The following is a 25,627-nucleotide window of genomic DNA, read 5'->3' as shown; positions in this document are numbered from 1 at the left end:
GCCGGGCGGCTATGGCTGACGAAGGCCTACGCGCTAAGCGCCGGGGTGGGCTTCGCGCTGGTAGCATCTACAGTGGATAGCGCAATATTAGTCATGCGGTCGCAGGTTCTGTGCGAAGGCGACTGGTAGTGCGCCGAAGGAGTGCACCCGAAGTGCTGAGGAGGAGCCCTGAAGTGACTATCGCCGGTAGAGGCAGGCGGGTCGCGCTGGCGCTCGTCGCCCTGTCGTGCGCAATGGGCCTCGTTGCGGCATGTAGCCTCCGGCCGCAATCCACGGGCTCGACACCCGCGCGGCCCACAGCCTCGGCGACGCCCACCGTCTCTCCGAAACCGAGCCGCTCGGCTGCGGGCAAACCCGCTCCCGAGATACTGGGCGCGATCAAGGTGGCCTGGGTTGTAAGGTCGGGTTCGGCCAGGCAGGACCCGATGGGTGTCTTGGGCAGCACTCCCTTGTTCCGCAAGGGCAGATCCCTTCGCGCAAGCAGGACCGTGACGTTCACTCCGCAGGTCGCTGGCGCCACGAGCACTGCCGCGAAGTACGTCTACACGCTTGAGCTGTCCCGGTCGGCCACAGACCCGCTTGCCTACAAAGGCAAGATGCGGATCGACTGGACGATGACCATCACGCGTGCGGGAGGCAAGAACGAGTTTCAATCCCTCTACGACGCGGATGCGACCGCGCGCTACGAGGCAGCCGGCCAGAAGCTCACCGAGGGCGTGGCAAAGGGCGTCTCTACTACGACCGACACTTCTTGGGTCGGCGCCACGAAGTCCAAGCCGAATCGCCGAGTCGACCCGTTCCAGTGGAGTTTCTCGAGCCAGTAGCCCACCTCGCCCTGCGCCCAGGCGCGACGCGACGCCCGCCTAGCTCCAGAGGCTGCGCACGCTGCCCCTGATCTTTGCGGTAGTCGCGCGTTGGAGCGGTGTGTCGTCGTCGTGCGGCGGCTCGGGGCTGGCAAGGGTCTCGACGAAGTGCGGCATGACGTTCTCGGAGAGGAATCGCGAACGCTGCGCGTAGCCGTGATTGTCACTGCGCCCGTATGGCTGTGTGTAGTAGCGCAACGGATGCGTGACGTAGAGGTGGTTCTTGGCCCGCGTGCACGCTACGTAGAATAGGCGCCTCTCCTCCTCGACCTCCTCAGGCGATCCGGTCGCCATGTCGCTAGGGATGTTGCCGTCGGCGGCATGGATCACGTACACCGAGTCGAACTCAAGTCCCTTGGCCGAGTGCATCGTCGAGAGCACGAGGTAGTCTTCGTCGAGGACGGGCGGGCCTGCGAAGTCTTGCGTGTAGGCGGGCGGGTCGAGCACGAGCTCGGCGAGGAAGTGCGAGCGGTCGGATGCAGCCGCCGAGATGTTCTCAATCTGCTCGATATCGCGCATCCGAGCCGCAACGTTGTCGTAGCGGCGCTCGAGCAGCGGCGCGTAGACCGTGCGCACCGCATGCACCTGCGCTGGAACGTTGCCGGGGCCGGCGCTCGCGAGTCCGCGCAGGACAGCAACGACGTCGGGCCACGTCGCGCGCCCGGGCTCCGAAACCTCGGCGCCCACCCATGCTTCGAAGTCGCCGCCGCTCTCGGTGAGTGCGCGCATGAGGTTGGTCGCGGTCTTGGGGCCGATGCCGGGCACCAGGCCGAGCACGCGCAGTCCGGCCATCGCGTCTTTGGGGTTCTCGGCGAGGCGAAGGAAGCTCACGAGGTCTTTGACGTGCGCCATCTCGACGAAGCGCAGGCCGCCGTACTTCTTGAACGGGATGTGGCGCCGCGATAGCTCCATCTCCAGCGCCATCGAATGGTGCTGGGCGCGGAACAGGACGCACTGGTGCTTGAGGAGCGTGCCTTGCTCGCGATGGTCGAGGATGCGGTCGCACAGCCAGTCGGTCTGCTCGGCCTCGTCTCGGCAGGTCGTCAATATCGGACGGCCGCCACCTTCGCGCGCGGTCCAGAGCTCCTTGTCACGGCGCTCGGAGGCCTCGGCGATGATCGCGTTGGTGGCGGTCAGTATCGGCGCAGTCGAGCGGTAGTTGCGCGTAAGCGTGGCGATTTCGGCGTTGGGGAATCGCTCCTCAAAGTCGAGGATGTTGCGCACCGTGGCGGCTCGGAAGCTGTAGATCGCCTGCGCGTCGTCGCCCACGCACGTGATGCCGGTACCATCCGGGCGCAGCAGCGAGACGATCTCGGCCTGCAGCACGTTGGTGTCCTGGTACTCGTCGACCAGCACGTGGTCGAAGCGTTCGCGGACGCGATCGCCGGCTACTGGGTCGCCCAAAAGGCCGTGCCAGAAGAGGAGCAGGTCGTCGTAGTCCAAGACCTGCTGCTCCTCCTTCTTGTCGGTGTAGAGCGCGAAGAGCTGCGCCAGTTCGGCTTCTGCGGCGCGGCACCACGGGAACGCGACCTTCAGTACCTCGGTCAGCGGTAGCTGGGCGTTGACACAGCGCGAGTAGATGTCGAGACACGTCGACTTCTGCGGGAAACGAGCGCTGCCTCGGCCAAGACCCAGCTCGGTGCGGCACAGGTGCATCAGGTCCTCGGAGTCGCCGCGATCCATGATCGTGAAGTCGGGTTCCATCCCCAAGTCCCGCGAGTGGATCCTCAGCAGCCGAGACGCCACTGCGTGGAAGGTGCCGCCCCAGACGCGGGCGCCGCTCATCTCGGGACCGCCGTTCTCGGCCGAGCCGCGCAACAGAGCATCGACTCGGCGAACCATCTCGCTAGCCGCCCGCCGCGTGAACGTGAGCAGCAGGATGCGCCCAGGGTCGGCGCCCTGCGCGATCAGGTGTGCGACGCGATGCGCGAGCGTGGTGGTCTTGCCCGTGCCGGCGCCCGCGACGATGAGCAGCGCGCCATCGCCATGAGCGGCCGCCGCGCGCTGCTCGGGGTTGAGGTCGGCGAGGAGCGCGTCGGCAAGCGCGAGGTCGGCGTCATCGGCCGTCGGCGCGAGCACGATTGCGTAAGGGGAGTCGGAAGCAGGGAGGGGATCCTTCGCGGCCATAGGGCGAACTCCTGTTCGATGCGGGACATGCAAAGCGTATCACGCTGGGAGCACGAAAGCGAACAGGTGTTCGTACCAGGGTGGACGCGCCAGTTGACGCGGCGGGAGCGCCCGAGGGCCAACTGGCTAGGCGCCGTCGAAGACGCTTTCCAGCTCGTCCATCAGCTCGAGCTTGCGGTGCGTGTCGGCAAACGAGCCGCCGATCGCGTAGACGCTGAGCTGATACAGATCGTCAGGCGTCAGTGCTAGTGCTGCCGAGATGTTCATGAAGTTCTCGGTGATGTAGCCGCCGAAGTAGGCTGGGTCGTCAGAGTTCACCGTCACCGCCACGCCGGCGTCCAGCAGCGTGCGCACGGGCACGCGCGAGAGGTCCGAGTAGACGCGCAGCCGCACGTTGCTGTTGGGGCACACCGTCAGCGTCACGTCTTCCTCGGCGAGGCGCCGCATGACCGCGGGGTCCTCGGCAGCACGTACACCGTGGTCGACCCGGGAGACGTGCAACGAGTCCAACGTGCGAGCGACGAACGACGCATCGCCCTCCTCGCCGGCGTGCGCGACTCCGCGTAGGCCCAGCGCGCTGGCACGAGCGAAGACCTCGGCGAAGCGCTCGGGCGGGTTGCCCAGCTCAGTGGAGTCGAGTCCAACGGCGACTAGATCGCCCAACCACGGTTCGGCAGCGGCGAGCGTCGCCGAAGCGCTCTCGGCAGGCAAGTGGCGCAAAAAGCTCAGGATCAGGCCGCTCGTGATGCCGAGTTCGCGCTGGCCGGCCTTCAGCCCGTCGAGGATGCCGCCGATCACGACGTCGAAGGGGATACCGCGGCTCGTGTGCGACTGCGGGTCGAAGCAACACTCGACGTGACGCACGTTCTCGGCGTGGGCGCGGCGCAGATAGGCAAGCGTCAGGTCGCGGAAGTCCTCACGCTTGACTAGAACGGCGCAAGCCGCGTAGTAGACCTCGAGGAACGACTGCAGGTCGCCAAAGTCGTACGCAGCGCGCATCGCATCGACCGATGCGTAGGGTAGGGGGACCCCGTTCTTCTCGGAGAGGCGGATGGCGAGTTCGGGCTCGAGCGTGCCCTCCAAGTGGACGTGCAGCTCGACCTTGGGCATGCGAGTGATCAGGTCGACCAACTCGGGGTCGAGTGCGGGCGCGTTCTCGAGCGACACAGACACCTCCGTGGGGACTATCGACGTCCGGAGTGTCCGGCCCGCGAAACCCTTCATCCGAGTGTTCCACATCGGCCCGCCGGTTCCTCGCAAAATGGCCGACATTCGCCGCGCGCCATCGGTCAAAGGTGACATCACACCAGCTAGCAGGCCTCGCGCCGCAGCTGATGCCCATGCGCGGGTTCGCACAGGCCGGTGGTGGGAATCACCTATTCCATGACTCCCAATCGACCTTACACGTCTCGCCGAGTGATCTTCGCCTACGTCTCGACGGGCGCGCTATTCACACTGGCTGCGTCCATGATCTGGGCGATCAACACGATCTTCCTGATCAACCTCGGACATCTGACTCTGTTCCAGGTCATGCTCGTCAACACGGCATTCTTGATCTCTCAGGCGCTGTGCGAGGTCCCCACAGGCGTGATCGCCGATACAATCGGGCGTCGAACGTCGTTCCTGTTGGCCATCGCGATTATCAGCATCTCGACAGTTCTCTACGTCGTGACACCGCAGCTAGGCTGGGGATTCTGGGGCTTTACTGTCGGCAGCGTGCTGCTGGGAGTGGGGTTCACGTTCCAGACGGGGGCCGTCGACGCGTGGATGGTCGACGCGCTGGATGCCACCGGCTGGGAGGGGCCCAAGGACGTCGTCTTTGCCCGCTTGCAGCAGGCAAGCGGTGCCGCGCTGATCGTTGGCGCGTTGGCCGGCGGGCTGCTCGGCCAACTCAACCTCATGATTCCGTACCTGGTGCGCGCAGGCGTTCTGATCCTGGCCTTCATCCTCGTTCTGCTCTTGGTTCACGACTACGGCTTCGTGCCTAGGCCGCTTCACTTCTCGACGTTCGGCGAGGAGGCAGCGAAGGTTCTCCGCTCCGGCACGAAGTACGGTTGGCGTAGCCCGGTCGTCCGTCCCCTGATGTTCGTCTCGGCGGTCACCGGCGTGGGGGGTATGTTCGTCTTCTACTCGTGGCAGCCGTTCATCCTGCAGCTCTTGGGCGATCCCAACGCGATCTGGCTGCTCGGGGTCGTGCAGTCCGTTGCGGCGCTGATCACGATCGCCGGCGCTGGACTTGTGGGGACCGTCATGCGCTCGGGCGCGCAGCGGCGCAGTCCGGCTCGCGTGCTGGCGCTTGGCTCGGCGATTAGCGCCCTCGGCGTGTTCGGTATCGCTGCGGTTGGGCTCTTGAAGTTGCCGCCGGGCGTGCTTCCAGCCGCAATCGCCATCGGCTTGTGGTTCGCCTGGAGCCTGATGTTCGGTCTGTTGGGCCCGGTGAGGTCGGGCTTCATTAACGAGCACATACCTTCCGCGCAGCGGGCCACGGTACTGTCACTCGACTCGCTCTTCGGTGACGCGGGAGGATCGGTCGGTCAGCCGATCCTCGGCCTGATTGCGACATCGGTCGGTCTGCCCATCGCTTGGGCGATCAGCTCGGTCGCATTCTTGGGTGCGGCGCCGCTCTACATGGTGGCAGGCAAAGCCGCCGACGAGGTAGCCTCCGCTGCTTCTGCTGAACCTCACGAGTAGCCGGTGCGCACGCGGAGCGGCCGCGCGGATTTGCGCCGCCCGGCTGTGGCGCGTACAAAGGACGAGACGCGAAGCAGTCTTGCAGTAGGAAGGTCGTCATGACTAAGCGCAGCTCACGACCGCGCATACTCGGCGCGACGCTGATCATACTGGCGTTCGTGCTTGCCCTCGGTGCGACGTTTGCCCTGGCGGACCCGGGCGACAGTCCGCAAGAGGCGCTGCCGCTCAGCGTCCCCGCTACAGCGCAGGCGACTTTCACCATGGGCCACACATGGGTCGACTACGCGTTGGCGGCCACTGCGGGGCAGACCGTCCGCATCACGGCCAAAGCCGCCGAACCCGCAGCTCTTTTCGTTGGGTCGTACGGGAATCCGAACGAACCGTACGTGGTGACGGGCTCTCCGGTTGCGACCGATACCCTCGTCGTGAGCTTCATGATGTGTCGGACGGGCACCTTCACGATTGCGTTCGCAACCGAGGCTACCGGCACGTACTCCGTCGCCACGACTCTGACCGCTCCGCAGCCCTACACTGTGGGTAGCATGAGCGCGCCTGCCAGCGCTCGTCACTCGAAGAACTTCTCGGTCAGCGCACGCACCTATCCCGCGTACAACAGCGTGAGTTCGCCGATCAGGTTCATGATCGAGCGCAAGAAAGGCAAGAAGTTCAAGCCGTTCAGTAGCGTGAGGGGCCAGTTCGTCGCGCAGTTCCTCTCGGGCGGTTCTTCGAAGACGACGGCGACGTTCAAGCTCTCGAATAAGGCGACCTACCGGATTCGTGCGCGCTTCTCCGATGTCGGGCACAAGTCGGCCAGTTACTCGACGTGGAAGACGGTCAAGGTCAAGTAGCTCGCTCGCCGTTCACCGATGCGTCTGTCCGCCACTGCAGGAAACTGTGGGGGACTGTGCAATACCGAGATGATCACGCGTCGAGTCTGACGAAGATCCGCAGCTCGGCATGTGTGTTGCCGACCGCGAGAAATGCCTGCAAGTGGGCGCGGGTATGGACGCCGGCGCCTACTATCTCGCAAGCCGCGCGCGGCAATCCGGCGATTGGCCGCGCGCGGCAGCCAGACACTCCGCCCCTCTCGTGACGACGTCCATTCACGTGCGCGTCGAAGCACGGCGGCTCGGGTGGGAGTTCGGCCCATGGGGAATACTCTTCCATGGATGATTGTGGTAGTTCTTGCCGCGAGGCACGACGACCCTGTTGTACGCAAAGGTGATCGTTCGAACTGTGCGCGATAGAGCCGCACGACCCCGCCAATCTGGGGGGCGGCCAATATGCCGGAGACCGGCGCGCAGCACACTCCAAGGAGTACTGTTCGGCACGCTCACGAGAAAGACCTCATCCCGCGCGAGTTCCTGAGCGTTATCGCCGTGTGGTCTCTCATCCCTGCCTACGTCCTGGCCGGCGCTTTCTTGGGCTGGCTGGTGGACCGCTGGCTGAACACCTGGCCCTACGGAATCGGCATCGGCCTGTTCATCGCTCTCGGACTCGCTGTCCGAGACATGATTCGACTTCGCGACACGCTCTAGCCATCTGGAAGAAGGCGAGCGCGGTGACGCACACACAGGTGTTTGGATTCGAGTGGGGATTCCTTGACGAGATAGCCCGCTGGGCGCTGGGCGTTGGTGTCGTCGTGGCAGCGGCCGGAGCAGCGCTGACCCGCGACCCTGCGTTCGCGGTCGCCTGTGTGATCGCCGTGGCGATCGACGTCGTACTCGTTTCCCTGAGTGTGCGGCGCGCGCGCCACGGTTTGGACTCCGGGCATATCGATCCGGTCGCTCCCATCGTGATGCTTGCGGGTCGCTTGGTCGTCAAGGCGGGCCTACTGCTCGTCGCGATGCTCTCGCACAACACGGCGGCCTTCTGGGGCGCGGTTGCGGGAGTGATGGTCTTCGACGTGACGCTCGCGTTTGGGGGAAGCGCCATCGCAGTCAGCCGTGGGATGCGAACCCCACGTGAGGGGGGGTGATCGGCGTGCTGCAACTTACTGCGCCGTCACTGGTCGTCATCGGCAACTCCATCTTCGTCTCGCTCTTACTCGTGGGCGCCGGTGCGTGGCTTGCGCACGGTGGGCTCTCGGCAACCGAGCCGAGCGCGAGACAGAACGTAGGCGAGTGGGTGCTGCAGTTCTTCGTGGGCAAGGCGCGCGAGATGGCCCATGGGGAGAAGCGCGAGCAGATCATGCGCCTGGTGACCTCGCTTCTGGCCACGGCTTTCCTGTTCATCATCGCGTCGAACCTGATTGCGATCCTGCCAATCCCGGTACTCAACCGCCCGCCGACCTCACACTTCAGCGTGACGCTTGCGTTGGCGCTGTGCGCGGTCGTCGGGACGCTGATCATCTCGGCGACCGTGAAGGGAGTGGGCAAGACGCTGGTGCACCTGTTCTGGCCCAACCCGCTGCAGTGGGTGTCCGAGATTACCGACGTGATGTCGCTGTCGCTTCGACTCTTCGGCAACATCGCTGGCGAGTACATGACCGTCGCCCTCGTACTCGTGGTCGTGCCCTGGGGCATCCCTATCATCCTGCACGCGCTAGGACTCATTCCGGCTTTCGTGCAGGCGCTCGTGTTCACGCTACTTACGGCGAGCTTCCTCGCTAATGCGATCCACGTTGCGGACGAGGAGCCCGCGACAGCCGAGTCGACCGAAGAGGCGCCCGCTCCGGCGACCGCGATCGGCCGCCTACCTGCCGAGGGGAGGTCCTAAGACCATGAACAGCGTCCTTCTCGCTCTGGTAGCCGTTCTTCCGATCGCGATCGGGGCTGCGTTTGCCTCGTACGCGATGCGCTACGTTTCCACGTCCGCAATCGAAGGTATGACGCGTCAACCCGAGATCGCGCCGCAGCTCTTCACGGCGATGCTCATCGGCATGGCACTCATCGAGGCGCTCTGCATCTACACGCTGGTCGTCACGCTCGTCATCGCGCAGAAGCTCTAGAAAGCACGTAGGAGGTGGGCGGCGGTGAACGCTGCCGAACTCAATCTCAACCCGCTGACACAGATCGACCCGATCGTGATCGTGGCGATCATCGTGATATTCATCGCCACGTACTTCGCGCTGAGGCACTTCTTCGTCTATCCGTACCTGGCGGTCATGGAGGAGCGAGAGCGGTTGTTCGACGTCGCCGACGACACGCTCGATCGCGCAGACGAAGTCACGAGGTTGGCTGCAGCAAACGCCGAAGCAACCGTCGCGGCGGCTGCCGCGCAGGCTGAGGAGCTGCGGGAAAGCACACAGCAGATCGCCGAGGAGTATCGGCGTGGGCGAGTCGACGCCGCCACTCAAGAAGCCTCGGCGCTCTTGGACAGCGAACGCGCCAAGATCGCTGCAGCGCGCGCCGAGCAGGCCGAGAAGCTGCGCGCACTGGCGCTGGAGTGCGTGGGGCTGGCCTGCGACCGGATGCTGGGAGGGCACGACGCCGAGACCGTGGACGCGGCGGTCGACCGACTGATTGCGCGAGGACTGGGGTGAGTCGTCGTGATCTTCACTGAGATCCTGTCCGCCATAGGCAAGGAGATCGCCGACGCTCCCATGACGATGGTCGCCGAGGTCGTGCAGTTCCTTTTGCTCGTCGGGATCATCTGGGTTGTGGCGTTCGGCTTTGGCAAGCGCCGCGGCTTCGTCGCCAACATGCTCTCGGAACGAAAGAGCCACGTTGCCCAGCGCCTCGAGGAAGCTCTGAGTGCTGAGGGTCGGCTCGGCCAGTCGATGGAAGAGGCACGCCAACGCGATCAGGCCGCCGCCGAGGAGGCTGAGCGGCTCCTGGCCGAAGCCAAGGCAAGCGCTACGGCGAGCGAGGAACAGGCACGTCTCGACGCCGACGCGGAGGCTGCACGCATCCTCGAGCGCGCCAATGCTGCCCTTGAGAACGAGCGCGTACAGATGCAGGCGGACCTGCGCGAGCAGCTCGTGGAGCTGGTTTCGCAGGCGACGCGTTCGATCATGAACGAGAAGCTCACGGTCGCCGAGCAGCGCTCCCGCATCGAGGAAGCAATAACAGCTGGCGTGGCTACCGCAGGCGACTCGGGCAACCTCGACCGCTCTCAGCGGCGTTCAGCCGACCGAGCGCGCCCCGCAGTCGCAGGCGGCGAGTAGGGTGTCCGCACCCACTCCCAGCAGCCCAGTGCGGCCGCCCACTTTCGCGCTAGATGGGGTGGCGCTCGCACACCTGCTGTCCGACTTCCCGGGCTCGCGGGTCACGCTGGCAGCACGCACGCACCTCGACGACAGCGTCGTGAAGCTCGTACGCGACCTCGTCTGCCAGTCGGCGGGCCGAGAGATCGCACTCGACGTGAAGGTGTCGCCGACGATGGACGCAGGTGCGGTGCTGCTCGTGGGCGACGTCGGGCGAGTGGTCTTCGATCCGCGCGTGATGTGGCTTGCCGACGTGGAGCGCTCGATGCAGGTCAAGTTCGATGCAGGCGAGCTCCCGCACGTCGACGACGCGTACGACTTCCTGCGCACCGTGCTGACGCAGTCGTCACCCGAGCCTTCGGTGGAGCAGCTGCTCGACACGGGCACGGTCATGCGCATTGGCGATGGCGTGGTGGCGGTCGGTGGGCTTCGTGACGTAGGCAGTCAGGAGATCGTGGAGTTTGAGGACGGCACACTTGGCCTTGCGTTCTCGCTCAAAGAGAACGTCGTGGGGTGTGTGCTTCTCGGCAGCGAGGAGAACGTTCGCGAGGGGGGATCGGTTCGCCGAACCGGGCATCTGATGCGCGTCCCGGCCGGAGAGGCCGTGCTCGGGCGCGTGCTCGACGCCGTGTGTCGGCCAATCGATGGCCGAGACCCGCCGGTTCCGAGTGCGTGGATGCCGGTCGAGCGCATGGCCCCGGGCGTGGTGGGGCGCCAACCGGTGTCTCGGCCCCTGCACACCGGAATGAAGGTTATCGACGCGCTCGTGCCGATCGGGCGCGGACAGCGCGAGCTGATCATCGGCGACCGCAAGCTGGGCAAGACCACGCTGGCCGTCGACACGATCCTGGCGCAGAAAGGGCGCGACGTTGCCTGCGTCTACTGCGCGATCGGGCAGAAGGCCTCGACGGTGCGGCAGGTCGTCGCGACGCTTGAGGAGTACGGCGCGCTGGAGTACACGGCCGTGGTCGTGGCGCTGCCAGGCGACATGCCGGCGCTACGCTACCTGGCGCCCTACACGGCCATGTCGTTGGGCGAGTACTTCATGGACCGCGGTGGCGACGCGCTCGTGGTCTTCGACGACCTGACCAAGCACGCGGTGACGTACCGCGAGATGTCGGCGTTGCTCGATCGTCCGGTCGGCCGCGAGGCATACCCGGGCGACGTGTTCTACGTGCACTCGCGGCTGCTCGAGCGGGCTGCTCGGCTGTCTCAGGAGCTGGGGGGAGGCTCTCTGACAGCGTTGCCGATCATCGAGACGCTTGCGGGCGATATCTCGGCGTTCATCCCTACCAACGTGATCTCGATCTGCGACGGGCAGATCATGCTCGACGCGGTGGCGTTCAATGAGGGGCGCCGACCCTCGATGGACCCAGGGCTTTCGGTGTCGCGCGTGGGCGGCTCGGCGCAGGCTCGGATGATGAAGCAGGTCGCCGGCCGGCTGCGCATCGACCTGGCGCAGTACGAGGAGATGGCGCGCTTCGTGAAGTTCGGCGCCGAGGTCGACGAAGCCACGCAACGCCAGCTGACGCGTGGAGAGCGCGCTCGAGAGCTGCTGAAGCAAGACCAGCACACGCCGATGCCCATCGAGCAGGAGGTGTTCGCACTCTACGCCGTCGTGCACGGCTACTTCGATGGCGTCCAGGTCGCCGAAGTCGGCCAGGTCGAAGGCGAGCTGCTCGGCTGGGCTACACAGCGCAAGCCTGAGGTACTGGCGCTGCTCGGAGATGGCGAGGGGCTCAACGACGAGATCGAGGCGCAGCTTGCCGCCGCGCTCGACGAGTTCCTGGCGACGCGGCGCGTGGCGGCGGCCCCGGCACCGGTCGAGGTGGCGTGACGCGATGGAGAAACTCGCCGATGTCCGCAAGAGGATGAGCTCGGTGGCCGGGATTGGGGACGTGTGCCAGACGTTGGCCACGGTCGCCTCGGCCAAGCTCGCCCAGACGCACACCCGAGCGCTCGGCGCGCGCATCTACACGGCGCGTCTGCGGCAGATCCTCGCCGAGCAGCAGCGTGCGGCTCGCCAAGAGGGCACCGACGCGACGACGCTTTCGCCACTTATGGAGCAGCGGGCCGAGGTCAAGCGCATCGAGCTGGTTGTGATCGGCGCCGACAGGGGGCTTTGCGGCGGATACAACATCGCTGTTGGCCGAGAGGCCCGGACGTTTGCGCTGCACAAACTCGCCTCCGGCATCGAGGTGGTTGCCGTGACGCGCGGCCACCGCGCCGAGACGTACATCCGCCGAGCCACGACGCTCCCAATCGCCGAGGCCACAGCGTGGACGCGCGAAGGCGTCGCGCCTGCTGACGTGGACTGGCTGCTGGGTCGGATCACCGACGACTTCCTTGGCGGCGAAGTCGACGAGGTGTGGGCGTGCTACACGGCGTTCCTCTCGGCGGTTCGGCGCGAGCCGGTGGTCGTGCGACTGCTGCCGGTCATGCCCGCCGAGGACGACGGCACGCCGCCACGAGGATGGGAGTACCAGCCCGACCGCGCGGCGTGTGTCGAGGAGTTGCTGCGGGCGTTCGTGCGACTGCAGGCTGAGGACGTGTTGCTGGAGGCGTTCGCGAGCGAGCAGGCCGCGCGCATGGTGACGATGCAGGAAGCTTCCGAGCGCGCTGGCCGCGCTCTGGCCGACCTTCGCGTGCACTACAACCGGCTGCGCCGCGAGTCGATCACCGCCGATCTTGTCGGCGTGCTGGTGGCGGGGCGTGTCCGAGGAGAGGCAGCCGAGAATGAAGAGTGACGACCGAATCGCCGAGCTCGATTTGACTGCGGCCGACATCGTCGATGCCGCCCTGAAGCGCAACGTCGAGGCACTCGAACGCGAGGCGTGCGACGGGGTAGTCGCGCAGGTGCTCGGACCCGTTGTCGACGTGCGCTTCCGGGGCGAACTGCCGGCGATCGGGTCGTTGCTGCGGGCCTCGGACCGCCGACGCGGGCTGCCGCTGGAGGCGGTCGAGCTGTTGGGTGAGGGCGTCGTGCGGGCGCTCGCCCTCGGCACCACCGACGGGCTTGCCCGCGGCACGCGCGTCTACGACACGCAAGCGCCCATCAGCGTGCCCGTGGGTCCAGGTGTGAAGGGCCGCATGCTGAACTGCGTTGGGGAGCCGACCGACGAGCTCGGACCCGTGTCGGCGTTGGAGTACTGGCCGATCAGGCGCCCGCCCGTTCCGTTCGCGCGCGTCAAGACGTTTCCCGAGGTGTTCGAGACGGGGCTGAAGGCGGTCGACCTGCTCACACCGTTCCCTCGCGGAGGCAAGATCGCGCTGTTCGGTGGGGCGGGCGTGGGCAAGACCGTCGTCATCATGGAACTCATCCGCAACGTCGGCCACGTTCACCAGGGCGTGAGCGTCTTTGGAGGCGTGGGGGAGCGCACTCGAGAAGGCAACGACCTGTGGCTCGAGATGCAGCGAAGCAAGGTGCTGGACCGCGCGGTGCTCTACTTCGGCCAGATGAACGAGCCGCCGGGTGCGCGCTTCCGAGTCCCGTATTGCGCGCTGACGACCGCCGAGTACTTCCGCGACGCCGAGCACGCCGACGTGCTGCTGTTCTTCGACAACATCTACCGTTTCGTCCAAGCCGGCCTCGAAGTCTCGCTGCTGCGAGCCCGCATCCCCGCCGAGGTGGGCTACCAGCCGACACTCGCAACAGAGGTCGGCTCGCTCGAGGAGCGCATCGTCTCGACCGATGACGGTGCCATCACGAGCGTCCAGGCCGTCTACGTTCCCGCCGACGACCTCGCCGACCCAGGCCCGGCGGCGATCTTTTCCCACCTTGACGCTACCGTCGTGCTCTCGAGGCGCGTTGCCGAGATGGGCCTTTACCCGGCTATCGACCCGCTGCAGTCCAGCTCGCAGATACTCGAGCCTGCGTTCGTGGGTGCTCGGCACGTCAAGGTCGCCCGCGAAACCAAGAGCTACCTGCAGCGCTACGGTGCGCTTCAGGACCTGATCGCCATCCTCGGCGTGGAGGAGCTCTCGGAGGAGGACAAGACGGTCGTCGCGCGAGCCCGTCGCCTCCAGAAGTTCCTCTCGCAGCCCTTCTTCGTCGCCGAGCAGTACACCGGCATTCCCGGCTGCTACGTCCCACTCTCCGAGACCATCAAAGGCTTCGAGGAGATCTGCTCCGGACACATGGACGGCGTGCCCGAGCAGGCGTTCTTCATGGCCAGCACCATCGACGAGGTCATCGGCCGGGCGACCGAGGTCATCGACGTGCGGCCGTCGACCACCAAGGGCGAGGCACAGATCCGGGAGGGCGAGGCAGCGGCACAACCGCTTGTCGCCGGGATTACTGCCGAGATCCCCGCGCCGGTCGCGGGAGGCGCAGCGCAGTGGCGCTGACCTTCGACATCATCACCGCGAAGGGTGTGGCCTTGCACGAGGAGGGCCTCGACCGGGTAGTCGTCCGTCGCCGAGAGGCCGACTTCGATCCCGGCAGCGAGGTGGGGATCTGCGTGCATCATGGGCCCTTGCTCATGCAGACTCAGGCATGCACGGCGCGGCTCACACGCGGCCAGCACACGAGCGCCCTGACGCTTGCGCCCGGCGTGCTCGAGGTGCTCGATGACCGAGTCACGCTGGTCGTCACGTAGGGCGTCGATCGACGCAGCGCGGGAAGAGTCCTGCGGACGATTCCGCGCAGCCGTTGCGGACTGTTCTGCGCGCGTCGCGGCCGATGAAGCTCCAGCGCCTTGGATGGCGGTGCATCATCGCGCAGTCGCCGATGACGCACGGGTATAATCCGCGACCAAGAGGCGCGCCGGTGCCTCCTGCCAAGAAGACGGAGCCCCCAATGCGAACGATCTCGAGGAGTGTTGCGCTGGCGCTCGTGTCTGCCGCGCTTCTGCTGGCCGCCTGCTCGAGTCCGGCATCCCCACCAGCCAACTCGCCGACAACCGGCTCGGCCACCGGCACGCCCGTGGCTACCACTACCGCCACGCCCGCAGCCAGCATGGCGGCGACGCCCGCTGCCCCCCTCAAGCCGATGCGTCCCGGCGCCATAGCTCCGCCGGCCTCGGGCTGCTACATCGGCGTCTTTCGGCCCCCGGGGCCGTTCAACCGCGCTGCCATGGCGTCGTACTCGGCGGTATCGCCGAAACCGCCGGCAATCGTCATGTGGTACCAGCAGTGGGGCACCCACGGCGCGTACAAGTTCGACCCGGCGATGGTCGCAGCCGTCTACGCACGCGGGTCGGTGCCGATGATCAGTTGGGAGCCATGGGATCCAGGCAGCAAGCCACACAACATCAAGGATCCAGCCGACTCACCCGAGTGGCGCCTGAGCAGGATCGCCGCTGGCAGCAAGGATGCATTCATCCGTTCCTGGGCGCGATCGATCAAGGCACTTGGCGGTCCCGTCATGTTGCGTCCGATGCACGAGATGAACGGCAACTGGTATCCGTGGTCCGGTACGATGAATGGGAACCAGCCGCAGGACTATATCGCTGCATGGCGACACATCCACGATGTCTTTGCTCAAGAGGGCGCCACCAACGTCACGTGGGTCTGGAGTGTCAACTACGTAAGCAAGCCGTTCTCAGTCGAGAACACCGCCGCCGCGTACTACCCAGGCGACAAGTACGTCGATTGGGTCTCGGCGAGCGGGTTTAACTGGGGCAAGAGCATCACCGGCGTGCCGTTTAAGTCGTTCGACGACATCTTCATCTCGCCCCTGCTCTACCTCAAGTCGCTGGGCAAGCCGATTCTCATCGGCGAGTGTGCGGCCGTCGAGCAGGGTGGCGACAAGCCGGCGTGGCTCACCCAGACATACGCCAACCTCGCCACCGAGCACCCGGAGATCGGGGCGTTCGTCTACTACGATGCGTACGAAAAGGGCGTCAAGCACGGCATCCAGGACTGGCGCATCCAGAGCTCCAAGGCGAGCGCGGCGGCGTACCGAAAGGCCGTTTCGGCTCCGTACATGCTCGGCGGGCCGATTCCGGAGCTCGCCGCGTGGAAGAAAGGGCTCTCGGCGGCCGACAAGAAACGGCTGGCCAGTTATCCGCATCTGTACTGAGCCGTGGAGTCGCGCTGAGAAGTCCGCGAAGTGCGGATGGTGCCCGGGGTGGGAGTCGAACCCACACGAGGTTTCCCTCAGAGGTTTTTGAGACCTCCGTGTCTGCCATTCCACCACCCGGGCGCGGGCGCATCGCCGAGTATAGCGGTAGCGTGGGACTCGGGGCGAGTGGTCACAGCGCGTGGGGGTGAGCAGAACGGGCGTCCCACCTGCCCGGGGCCTCCCCTCTGCGTATACTGGCCGCATGGCAACTACCGACCCCGCCGACGCGCTGCCGCAAGCCGCGCGCGAGCACCTCGCCAACGTCGTCGCAAACCTGCAACTCGTAGCCGACATGGGTTACGGCGATGTCGCCTTGGCTCTGGCCGATGCATCCGGCGAGCTGAGGGTCGTCAACGACGCGCGTCCGAACACCGCCGTCGCGCCCTTTGGCTCGACGCGCGTCGGACGCGTGCTGCACGTGGAGGAGGAGCCGGAGGCGTACGCCGCGCTTGCAGGTGGCTCGCCGGTCACGGGGAATCGTCGCCGAGTAGCTCGCGGCATCCCGTATCGCACTTCGGCCTGGCCGATCGGCCGGCCTCACGCTTTCGCTGTCGTGGTTCGCGACCTCGCCGAGCAGGTTGCTGACTCTGCTGGTGCGATGGAGGCGGCGTTCATGGACGTCGCCGAGGAGCTGCTCGACCTTCTCGGCGAGGCGCCGCTGACCGATGCTCGCGACGGCAAGCCGTTCGCCACCGTTCGCACGGCCGGCGACGGCGTGATGCGGGTCAGCTCGACCGGGCAGATTACGTACGCCTCGCCTAACGCGGTCAACATCATGCGGCTCGCAGGCGTGGAGCGCGCGCTCGTGGGTATGCAGGCGTCCGCGCTGCCGGGAGGTGGCTTTGGGGTGGCTCCGGTCTTAGGTACTCGCTCGGCGATTGCTGTTGAGACCGAAGTGGCGCAGCGCGTGTTGGGCTACCGCTCGATCGGGCTTCCCGCAGGCGCTCTGGTGCTGGTCGAGGACATGACGGAGGCGTGGCGCCGCGAGCAGGAGATCAAGGTCAAGGACGCGACCATTCGCGAGGTACACCATCGCGTCAAGAACAACCTGCAGACGATCGCCTCGCTGCTGCGCATCCAAGCGCGGCGAAGCGATTCGCTCGAGACCCGCCGAGCACTCGCCGAGGCCACGGAGCGCGTTGGATCGATGGCGGTCGTGCACGACTTGTTGGCCGGCTCCGACGAGGAGCACGTCGACTTCGCCGAGGCCGCCCGCACCGTGGTCGACCTCGTACGCCGCGGGATGGTGGGCGACGCGAGTCGCATCGCCGTCAGCGTCGAGGGCCAGACCGGTGCGGTCGACGCGCACACAGCCACCTCGCTTGCTCTCGCGCTCGCCGAGCTCGTTCACAACGCGCTCGAGCACGGACTTGCCGACCGCGAGGAAGGGCACGTCGAGGTCGCGATGCGCCGTGTCCCCGGTGAGCTGGTGCTCACCGTGCGCGACGACGGCGTCGGTCTGCCGCCCGGCTTCGACCCGGCCACCTCGGCAAATCTCGGCTTGGCGATCGTGCGCACGGTCGTGGAAGACGACCTGCTCGGCACGCTGGCGTTCTCTGGTGGGCGAGGCGCCACCGTGACGGTGCGCGTACCTCTGGGCGACACTGGCGAGACCACCTATTTCGACTCGACGGAGGCGTGAGACAGTGCGCGTTCTGATTGCCGAGGACGAAGCTCTCATCCGGATGGATCTTCGCGAGATGCTCGAAGAAGAAGGCCACGAGGTTGTGGGGGAGGCGCGGGACGGCGCCGAGGCCATCGAGTTGGGGCGGAAGCTGGCGCCAGACGTGGTGTTCATGGACATCAACATGCCGCGGGTCAGCGGCATCGAGGCGGCGCAGATCTTTGGCGACGAGCGCATCGCCCCGGTCGTGATGGTCACCGCGTTCTCGCAGGCCGCCTACGTGGAGCAGGCCGCCGCTGCTGGTGCGATGGCCTACGTCGTCAAGCCGTTCTCTCGCACCGACATCTTGCCGGCGATGGCACTCGCGGCCGCTCGGTTCGCCGAGGCAACCGCCTTGGCCGACGAGGTCGCCGACCTTTCCGAGCGCCTCGAGACACGCAAGATCGTCGATCGCGCCAAGGGCATCCTGATGGCGCGCGGCCGGACCGAGCCCGAGGCGTTCAAGGCGCTGCAACGGCTCGCCATGGACCGGCGAAAGACGCTTCGCGAAATTGCGGAGGCAGTCGTGCTGGCCAGCGAAGCCGACGAGTAGTCCGCGCCCGATGCCGCCTCTGCTTCCACTCTACCTACGTACCTTCGTTCTGGGCGTGTTCGTCGCAGCGCCTGTTGGGGCGATGGGCATGCTCTGCATCCAGCGCACGCTCGAGCGCGGCTGGCGCGCCGGGATGACGACCGGCTTGGGCATCGCGACCGCCGACGGCATCTACGCGGCGCTCGCGGCGTTCGGCGTGGCCGCCGTCGCGTCAGTGTTGGTCGCTTGGCAAACGCCGCTGCGCCTCGTCGGCGGAGGCGTGCTGGTCTACCTCGGCATTCGCTCGATTCTCGCCAAGCCCGCTGCCTGCGACTTCGCCGAGCAGCCAGGAGCGGCGAGCGTCGGCCAGCACGCGGCCACGTACGCCTCGGCGGTGGGGCTGACGCTGACCAACCCGATGACGATCATGGCGTTCGGCGCGGTGTTCGCCAGCGCGGGTCTGGTTGCCCAACCGGGGATGGCCTCAGCCGCGGTGGCGACCGCCGGCATCGCGAGCGGTTCGCTGTCGTGGTGGTTGGTGCTTGCCACCGGTGTGACGCTTGCACGCGCCAAGGCCGGTTCGCGGCTGGTATCGGCGGTCAGCCGTATTTCGGGTGCGGTCATTGTGGCGTTCGGGCTGATCGCGATCGTGGCGGCTTTCTGGCCGGCAGGGCGATAGCGGCAGCACACGGGGAAGCGGCCCAGGCCGACTGTTTCGCGCATGTTTCATCTGGCACCAAGCGCGTGCTATACTCGCGCGACCGGCACAACGACGTGCCGAAAACCGAAGACGACGAGCAACGACGCTCGCCTCGGCCCGTTCGCAGGGCTGTGGCGGGTTTTTTCGTTTCCGGCGGCTACATCAAGCGAAACTGAAAGGCGACAAGCATGAACAAGGAGTTCGCGGTCTTCTGGGGGTGCACCATCCCCGCGCGTTTCCCGTTCATCGAGAAGGCGACCCGGGTCATGTTCGATGACCTCGGTGTCAAGGTGCACGAGCAGCCCGGCCACACGTGCTGTCCCGAGGGCACGCTGGTAAAGGCGAACGACCCTGACGCGTTTTACACTGCGGCGGCGCGCAACTTGGCGATCATCGAGAAGGCCGGGCTGGACGTCGTCACGCCCTGCAACGGCTGCTACTCGACCTTCAAGGAGGCCCAGAGCCACTTGCGCACCGACTGGCGCCAGGCCGACGTGATCAACGAGCGCCTCGCCAAGGAGGACCTGCACTACTCGGGCGACATCGAGGTCATGCACTTCGCCGAGTGGCTCTCGGACTCCATGGGTGCGGCTCTAATCGCCAGCAAGGCCAAGAAGAACTTCTGGGGCATGCGCATCGCAGTGCACTACGGCTGCCACCTGCTGCGCCCGCAGCCGGCCGTGCGCTGGGACGACCCGCTACACCCCAAGAAGGTCGAGGAGATCGTCTCGGCGCTGGGTGCTCGCGTCGTGGACTACCCGACCAAGATGCAGTGCTGCGGTGGAGCTTTGGACCGCGTGGGCCAGCGCGACAGTTCGCTTGCGTTCTGCCGTCGCAAGCTCTACGACCTGCAGAACAACGACGTCGACGCGCTCGTGGTGGTCTGCCCGAGCTGCTTCCAGCAGTTCGACCTTAACCAGGCGGCCCTGCAGCGCGCCAACGAGAACGTCAACGTACCGATCCTGTACCTCTCGGAGCTGATCGATCTTGCCTACGGGCACACGCCCGAGGAGATCGGCATGGACATGCACCGCGTTAGCGTCCAGCCGTTCCTCGACAAGTGGGAGGCGCGTAGCGCCGACAAGACCAAGCTCGCGCTGAACTTCGACGTCGCACTGCTGAACAAGTGCGACAGCTGCCGGGCGTGCAAGGACGACTGCCCGGTGTGCAAGGTCGATCCGACGTTCCAGCCCAACGACATCATCCGCGATCTGGTGGACGGCAAGCTCGATGAGGTCATCGCCGAAGGCCAGCTGTGGAAGTGCCTCGAGTGCTACACGTGCCTCGAGCTGTGCCACTCCGAGATCGGCATGGCGGAGACGTTCCGCAAGCTCAAGGAGATCGCTATCGAGCAAGGTGCCGGTCCCGAGTCCGTACCGCAGAGCTACAAGATGTTCATGGAGACGGGCACGCTCGGCAAGCCGAAGCAGTCTGCGCGCAAGAAGCTCGGACTCGACCCGCTGCCGGAAGACGGCGGCGACGCGATGTCGAGAATCATGAGCAACACCGACGAGTCCAAGGGAGCTGAGTAGAGATGGCGTTCGAACCCCTGTTGGAGCGCATGCCAACGAGCAAGCCGTCCGGATCGCTGTTCGATCTGGGCTTGGGCGAGCGCCCGCGCTACGCCGAGGAAGCGTCGTTCAAGATCCACGGTGGCTGTGGCCTCATGGGCATCTGCGACGAGTCCGGCGAGCTGATGAGCGGCGTTGAGGCCATCAAAGCGATGGCCGTCCAGCGCGACCGCGGAAACGGCCTGGGCGGTGGGTTTGCCGGCTACGGCATCTACCCCGAGTTCCCGGACCACTTCTGCTTCCACATGATGTATCACGACGCGAAGGCTAAGGAAGAGGCTGAGGCTGTCTTCGACCGGTTCTTCGTGGTCGACCTTGCCGAGCCGATGCCCACCCGCCCCGTCAAGGGTATCTCGGACGCGCCGCTACTCTGGCGCTACTTCCTCAACCCCGATCCGCACAAGCTCGAGAACTCCGAGATGAGCGCTGAGGACTACATCGTCCACACGGTCATGCTCATCAACTCTGAGGTCGATGGCGCTTTCGTCGCTTCGAGTGGCAAGAACATGGGTGCTTTCAAGGGCGTCGGTTTCCCCGAGGAGATTGGCCACTACTACCTGCTGGAGGAGTACGCCGGCCACACGTGGACCGGCCACAACCGGTTCCCGACCAACACGCCAGGTTGGTGGGGTGGAGCGCACCCGTTCACCCTGCTGGACTGGTCGATCGTGCACAACGGCGAGATCTCGAGCTACGGCATCAACAGCCGCTATCTCGAGCAGTTCGGCTACAAATGCACGCTGGGCACCGACACCGAGGTGGCCGCGTACCTCTTCGACCTGCTTCTTCGCCGACACAAGTTGCCGCTCGAGCTTGCGTGCAAGGCGCTCGCCAGCCCGCTGTGGACCGAGATAGATCGCATGCCGGAAGAGGAGGCCGAGGTGTATCGCTCGCTGCGCGCCGTCTACGGACCGGCGATGCTCAACGGCCCGTTCGCCATCGTGCTGGGCTTTAACGGTGGCATGGTCGCGATGAACGACCGCATCAAACTGCGCCCACTCGTGGCTGCTCGGCAGGGGACCAAGCTTATGGTCGCCTCGGAAGAGTCGGCGATGCGCGAAGTTCTGGACGCCCCCGATGAGGTCTGGGCACCCAAGGCCGGCGAGCCGGTTATCGCCCGCGTCAAAGGCATGCCTTGGCCGATCCACGGAGACCTTCACCTCGCGGCCGACGAGGTCAGCACCGCTGTTACCGGCGTGCACACCGCCCACCACGAGCCTGTTGAGGTGAACTAACAGATGCCGACGAGCCTCATTCAGCCAGAGTTTCTGGTCGAGATCGACTACGACAAGTGTCACAAGTGCGGCCGGTGCGTGCAGCAGTGTGGCTGGGGCGTGTACTCGTTCAACGAGCGCCCGTTCCCAGACGACAGCAAGTGTCGTGCGTGCCACCGCTGCGTGACGTACTGTCCCGCGCACTGCATCAAGATCAAGAAGAACGACCTCGCGCTGCGCGACAACGCTAACTGGTCGCCCGAGCTGCGCAAGAACGTGTGGCGCCAAGCCGAGTCCGGCGGCGTCATGCTCACCGGCATGGGTAATGACAAGCCCTACCTGAAGATCTTCGATCATCTCGTGCTGGACGCTTGCCAAGTCACCAACCCCTCCATCGACCCGCTTCGCGAGCCGATGGAGCTGCGCACGTACCTGGGCCGCAAGCCCGACAGCGTGGGCGTCGAGTCAAACGGCAAGGGCGGCTACAAGCTCAAAGATGGCGGCGGCGTCAGCAACAACATCAAGCTGGACACCCCGATCATCTTCTCGCCGATGAGCTACGGCTCGGTGTCGCTCAACGTCCACAAATCGCTGGCCATGGCGGCCGAGCGTCTCGGCATCCTGATGAACACGGGTGAGGGTGGACTTCATGCCGACCTTTACCCGTATGGCAAGAACGTCATCGTGCAGGTTGCCTCGGGCCGCTTCGGCGTCAGTCCGGAGTACCTGAACCGCGGTGCCGCCATCGAGATCAAGGTCGGTCAGGGCGCCAAGCCGGGCATCGGCGGGCACCTTCCGGGCGAGAAGATCAACAAGGAGGTCTCGACCACGCGCATGATCCCGCAGGGGTCGGACGCCATCTCGCCAGCGCCGCACCACGACATCTACTCGATCGAGGACCTGCGCCAGCTCATCTACTCGCTCAAAGAGGCGTCCGGCTACAAGCCGGTCGGCGTGAAGATCGCGGCCGTGCACAACGTCGGCGCGATTGCATCGGGCATCGTGCGTGCGGGAGCGGACTACGTCTACCTCGACGGCTTCTCGGGTGGCACGGGCGCCGCGCCCGCTATCATCCGCGACCACGTAGGCATTCCTCTCGAGATTGCGATCGCAGTTGTCGACCAGCGCTTGCGCGACGAGGGCATCCGCAACCAGGCCTCGATCATCGCGGCCGGTTCGATTCGCTCCTCCGCTGATGCGGCCAAGGCGATCGCGCTGGGCGCCGACGTCGTGGCGATTGGCTCGGCATCGCTCATGGCGCTGGGCTGCCACCTGTGCCAGGGCTGCCACACGGGCTGCTGCTCGTGGGGTTTGACCACGCAGAAGCCTGAGCTGACCCGCCGAGTAGACCCCGAGTGGGGTGCCGAGCGGCTCACCAACCTAGTCAACGCGTGGAGTCACGAGTTGCAGGAGATTCTCGGTGCACTGGGCGTCAACGCGGTCGAGTCGCTTCGCGGCAGTCGCGAGCGCCTTCGCGCGGTGGGCCTCGATCAGCAGACCTGCGAGATCCTGGGCGTCAAGCCCGCGGGTCTGTAGAGAAGGGGAGGGACGAGACGATGACGACCACAACGAAGGGCCCGATCGAGGGCTACATCCAAGTTGCGCCCGTCGCTACCCGCGACGGCGACACCGTGACGCTGGACTGCAAGGGCGTCTACTACAAGCACATGAACGCGTCGATCCGTGCGGCATTCGAGGACGGTGCCAAGACGATCGTGCTCAATTACGTCAACGGTCAGCGCTACATCGGCACCGGTCTGCATGGCAGGGACCTGCGCATCGAGGTCCACGGCACGCCAGGTCAGGACATGGCGATGTTCATGGACGGCCCGACCTTGGAGGTTTTCGGCAACGCCCAAGACGGCGTTGGCAACACGATGAACTCCGGCAAGGTGATCGTGCATGGCTCGGCGGGCGACGTGCTTGGCTACGGCATGCGCGGCGGCAAGGTGTTCATCAAGGGTGACGTGGGCTATCGCGTCGGCATCCACATGAAGGCCTACGAAGACCTGCGGCCCATCATGGTATGCGGCGGCAAGGCGCGCGACTTCTTCGGCGAGTACATGGCAGGAGGCCTACTCGTGCTGCTCGGGCTGAATTCGCGGCTCGAAGGCCCCCTCGTCGGTGGATACCTAGGCACCGGGATGCACGGCGGGACGATCTACATCCGCGGTGAGGTCGAACCGTGGCAGTGCGGCAAGGAGGTCGGAGTGTTCTCGGCCGACGAAACCGACATGGCCGAGCTCACTCCCGTACTCAAGGAGTACTGCGAGGACATGGGCCTGGATCTGGACGAGGTACTCTCGGTTCCATTCACCAAGCTGGTGCCGGTCAGCCACAGGCCCTACGGAAAGCTCTACACCTATTTGTAGGCGTTAGGCGGCACGACCCAACGCTGCACAGCGAGCAGCGCTGGACCTGGGCCGGACTGACCAGGCTCAGCACGATGGCGATGCTCTTGCGACGTGCTTTCTTGCGGGACGGCGGCTTCGCGATACATAGTGATGTGGTATACACCAAGAAAGTCGGCGCGATTGGGCGCCCCGTTGCGCGCTGGACGCGTTTCGGTTTTGCATTCCGAGGGGGTCGGTCGGCAATGCTGAAGGGATCGGGTGTACGTGGGACGCGGTGGGTTGGGGTAGGCGCCGTTGTAGCCTTGGCCATCGTGGCAGCGCTAGCGCTTCCGGCGCTCGCGCTCGGTGCGACGTTCGTCAGCGAGTACCCGCTCGGCACTATCCACGGGCAAGAGAGCCAAGTCGGGGTAACCGTCTACGGCACGTACGCCATGAACGCCAGTTCGCCGACGACTAAGATCGACGGCGTCGCATTCAAGACCTTCCTCAGCACCAGTTCGGTCGGACACTGGGCCTATTCGGAGACTGGGCCCGACGCAAATGGTGCGTACAAGGTTCAATGGACGTGGGTTACCGATCCGCCACACGCGAACCAGGCTGCCCTCACGTGTTATCCGACCGGTGCGGCTGTCGCCGACGGCACGCACACCGTGGTCACCACGGTCAAGGACGTCATGGGGACGACGTTCACCGACACGTGGACGTACATTCTCTCGATACCACCTGTCTTCGGAGCGCCGACTCCTGCGGCAGGCTCCCGAGTGACCACCCTCACCCCAGTGATTTCGGTGCCCGTCTCAGACAACGGCGGGGTAGTTACCTCGAGTGCGAAGGTCAACGGGAGCCCGTGCACCGCCACGCTTGCCGGTGGCAAGATCACGGTCACGGGCTTCACCCTCAGCGCAGACGGTACAGTCACAGTTGCGGTCACGGCAGGCGATGCCGCGGGCAACACCTCGACCAGAGTCTGGGCTTTTTCGCTCTCGTACTACGCCAACCAGAGTTGCCACGACCCAGCTTGCCACGGAACGAAGTACGACACTGACAACGCGATGGGTCCGGACTGTGTTTCTTGCCACAACCCTCCACCTGACCACCACGCCCTTCATGTCGGCGGTCTTGCCGGTCTTGTCGGCTGCACCGGCACGGGCTGTCACGTCGATAACCTCGCTGACGCCCACGGAAGCAACTGCGCGACGTGCCACTCGAGCAGTAATCCGACGGTTCAGGCGGCTATAAAGGCGGGCGGCGCGAACTGCGCGACCTGCCACGTTCCGCTTCCGGACCATCACGCGGTCCATGCCGGCGGCCTTACCGGTCTGGTCGGCTGCACTGGCGCGGGCTGCCACGTCGACAACCTCGCCGATGCCCACGGGGGCATCTGTGCAACGTGCCACGCGAGTACCAACCCCACTGTCGTCAACGCCATCAAGAACGGCAACGCGACCTGCGCGACGTGCCACTCGCCGCTGCCCGACCACACCACCGTGCACACCGGTGGCCTCGCCGGTCTGGTCGGCTGCACCGGACCGGGCTGCCATATAGACAACCTCGCCAACTAACATACCGGTCGCGGCATGACGTGCGCCACCTGCCACGCCAGCACCGACCCGACCGTGATGGCCGCCATCGTCGCCGGCAACGCGACCTGCGCAACCTGCCACTCGCCGCTGCCCGACCACACCACCGTGCACACCGGTG

Annotated in this window: 23 protein-coding genes, 1 tRNA gene and 1 pseudogene; 22 read left to right on the top strand and 3 right to left on the bottom strand. The window is 65.7% G+C overall.

The window, feature by feature from the left end; translation table 11 throughout:
• Positions 1 to 173: 173 nt before the first annotated feature.
• Complete coding sequence (locus P4L93_04205; protein ID MDR3686145.1) at positions 174 to 824, top strand: hypothetical protein; 651 nt, start codon at positions 174 to 176, stop codon at positions 822 to 824.
• Positions 825 to 863: 39 nt separating this feature from the next.
• Here the strand turns inward: P4L93_04205 and P4L93_04200 are convergent, their stop codons facing one another.
• Entirely contained in the window at positions 864 to 2,990 is a 2,127-nt protein-coding gene (locus tag P4L93_04200) for an ATP-dependent helicase (GenBank protein MDR3686144.1), read from the bottom strand.
• A gap of 126 nt (positions 2,991 to 3,116) precedes the next feature.
• Positions 3,117 to 4,157, bottom strand: a complete 1,041-nt coding sequence (locus tag P4L93_04195) for an adenosine deaminase (GenBank protein MDR3686143.1) — start codon at positions 4,155 to 4,157, stop codon at positions 3,117 to 3,119.
• 216 nt (positions 4,158 to 4,373) lie between these two features.
• On the opposite strand from P4L93_04195, the gene P4L93_04190 reads away from it, so the two are divergent.
• From P4L93_04190 to P4L93_04130, 13 genes and pseudogenes are all read left to right on the top strand, one after another.
• Positions 4,374 to 5,681: an MFS transporter gene (locus tag P4L93_04190; GenBank protein ID MDR3686142.1), complete on the top strand. Its 1,308-nt coding sequence runs from the start codon at positions 4,374 to 4,376 to the stop codon at positions 5,679 to 5,681.
• Positions 5,682 to 5,779: 98 nt separating this feature from the next.
• Positions 5,780 to 6,529: a hypothetical protein gene (locus P4L93_04185; protein ID MDR3686141.1), complete on the top strand. Its 750-nt coding sequence runs from the start codon at positions 5,780 to 5,782 to the stop codon at positions 6,527 to 6,529.
• A gap of 435 nt (positions 6,530 to 6,964) precedes the next feature.
• A complete protein-coding gene (locus P4L93_04180; protein ID MDR3686140.1) occupies positions 6,965 to 7,219 on the top strand; it encodes a hypothetical protein in 255 nt (84 codons plus the stop codon).
• A 23-nt stretch (positions 7,220 to 7,242) separates the two neighbouring features.
• Entirely contained in the window at positions 7,243 to 7,659 is a 417-nt protein-coding gene (locus P4L93_04175; GenBank protein ID MDR3686139.1) for a hypothetical protein, read from the top strand.
• A 5-nt stretch (positions 7,660 to 7,664) separates the two neighbouring features.
• Positions 7,665 to 8,399: a F0F1 ATP synthase subunit A gene (locus tag P4L93_04170; GenBank protein ID MDR3686138.1), complete on the top strand. Its 735-nt coding sequence runs from the start codon at positions 7,665 to 7,667 to the stop codon at positions 8,397 to 8,399.
• A 4-nt stretch (positions 8,400 to 8,403) separates the two neighbouring features.
• Positions 8,404 to 8,631: an ATP synthase F0 subunit C gene (atpE, locus tag P4L93_04165; GenBank protein MDR3686137.1), complete on the top strand. Its 228-nt coding sequence runs from the start codon at positions 8,404 to 8,406 to the stop codon at positions 8,629 to 8,631.
• 24 nt (positions 8,632 to 8,655) lie between these two features.
• Complete coding sequence (locus P4L93_04160; GenBank protein ID MDR3686136.1) at positions 8,656 to 9,165, top strand: hypothetical protein; 510 nt, start codon at positions 8,656 to 8,658, stop codon at positions 9,163 to 9,165.
• Between the two features lie 6 nt (positions 9,166 to 9,171).
• Complete coding sequence (locus P4L93_04155) at positions 9,172 to 9,789, top strand: ATP synthase F0 subunit B (GenBank protein MDR3686135.1); 618 nt, start codon at positions 9,172 to 9,174, stop codon at positions 9,787 to 9,789.
• 28 nt (positions 9,790 to 9,817) lie between these two features.
• Positions 9,818 to 11,665, top strand: a complete 1,848-nt coding sequence (gene atpA / locus P4L93_04150; GenBank protein MDR3686134.1) for a F0F1 ATP synthase subunit alpha — start codon at positions 9,818 to 9,820, stop codon at positions 11,663 to 11,665.
• Positions 11,666 to 11,669: 4 nt separating this feature from the next.
• On the top strand, positions 11,670 to 12,575 hold the full coding sequence (locus tag P4L93_04145; protein MDR3686133.1) for a F0F1 ATP synthase subunit gamma: 906 nt from the start codon (positions 11,670 to 11,672) through the stop codon (positions 12,573 to 12,575).
• A pseudogene (gene atpD / locus P4L93_04140) lies at positions 12,565 to 14,040 on the top strand (F0F1 ATP synthase subunit beta). The gene P4L93_04145 and the pseudogene atpD overlap by 11 nt, the downstream one beginning before the upstream one ends.
• A gap of 125 nt (positions 14,041 to 14,165) precedes the next feature.
• On the top strand, positions 14,166 to 14,426 hold the full coding sequence (locus tag P4L93_04135; GenBank protein ID MDR3686132.1) for a hypothetical protein: 261 nt from the start codon (positions 14,166 to 14,168) through the stop codon (positions 14,424 to 14,426).
• A 200-nt stretch (positions 14,427 to 14,626) separates the two neighbouring features.
• Complete coding sequence (locus P4L93_04130) at positions 14,627 to 15,850, top strand: glycosyl hydrolase (GenBank protein ID MDR3686131.1); 1,224 nt, start codon at positions 14,627 to 14,629, stop codon at positions 15,848 to 15,850.
• A 37-nt stretch (positions 15,851 to 15,887) separates the two neighbouring features.
• Here the strand turns inward: P4L93_04130 and P4L93_04125 are convergent.
• Positions 15,888 to 15,973, bottom strand: a tRNA-Leu gene (locus P4L93_04125).
• A gap of 121 nt (positions 15,974 to 16,094) precedes the next feature.
• Between P4L93_04125 and P4L93_04120 the strand changes: the two genes are divergently transcribed.
• The 8 genes from P4L93_04120 (at position 16,095) to P4L93_04085 (ending at position 25,488) form a co-directional block, all read left to right on the top strand.
• Entirely contained in the window at positions 16,095 to 17,534 is a 1,440-nt protein-coding gene (locus tag P4L93_04120; GenBank protein MDR3686130.1) for a histidine kinase N-terminal domain-containing protein, read from the top strand.
• Complete coding sequence (locus tag P4L93_04115; protein ID MDR3686129.1) at positions 17,497 to 18,108, top strand: response regulator; 612 nt, start codon at positions 17,497 to 17,499, stop codon at positions 18,106 to 18,108. Before P4L93_04120 ends, P4L93_04115 begins: the two co-directional genes overlap by 38 nt.
• Before the next feature lie 10 nt (positions 18,109 to 18,118).
• On the top strand, positions 18,119 to 18,766 hold the full coding sequence (locus P4L93_04110; GenBank protein MDR3686128.1) for a LysE family transporter: 648 nt from the start codon (positions 18,119 to 18,121) through the stop codon (positions 18,764 to 18,766).
• Between the two features lie 209 nt (positions 18,767 to 18,975).
• Entirely contained in the window at positions 18,976 to 20,319 is a 1,344-nt protein-coding gene (locus P4L93_04105) for a heterodisulfide reductase-related iron-sulfur binding cluster (GenBank protein MDR3686127.1), read from the top strand.
• A 134-nt stretch (positions 20,320 to 20,453) separates the two neighbouring features.
• A complete protein-coding gene (locus tag P4L93_04100) occupies positions 20,454 to 21,593 on the top strand; it encodes a glutamine amidotransferase family protein (GenBank protein MDR3686126.1) in 1,140 nt (379 codons plus the stop codon).
• 3 nt (positions 21,594 to 21,596) lie between these two features.
• A complete protein-coding gene (locus P4L93_04095) occupies positions 21,597 to 23,108 on the top strand; it encodes a glutamate synthase-related protein (protein ID MDR3686125.1) in 1,512 nt (503 codons plus the stop codon).
• A 131-nt stretch (positions 23,109 to 23,239) separates the two neighbouring features.
• Entirely contained in the window at positions 23,240 to 23,944 is a 705-nt protein-coding gene (locus tag P4L93_04090) for a hypothetical protein (protein ID MDR3686124.1), read from the top strand.
• Positions 23,945 to 24,168: 224 nt separating this feature from the next.
• The gene (locus P4L93_04085; GenBank protein MDR3686123.1) at positions 24,169 to 25,488 is read left to right on the top strand and encodes a hypothetical protein; all 1,320 of its coding nucleotides are present in this window, start codon (positions 24,169 to 24,171) and stop codon (positions 25,486 to 25,488) included.
• Positions 25,489 to 25,627 lie beyond the last annotated feature (139 nt).

The sequence above is a fragment of the Coriobacteriia bacterium genome (assembly GCA_031292615.1).
GTDB lineage: Bacteria > Actinomycetota > Coriobacteriia > Anaerosomatales > JAAXUF01 > JARLGT01.
This window is presented reverse-complemented; position numbering and strand designations above follow the sequence as displayed.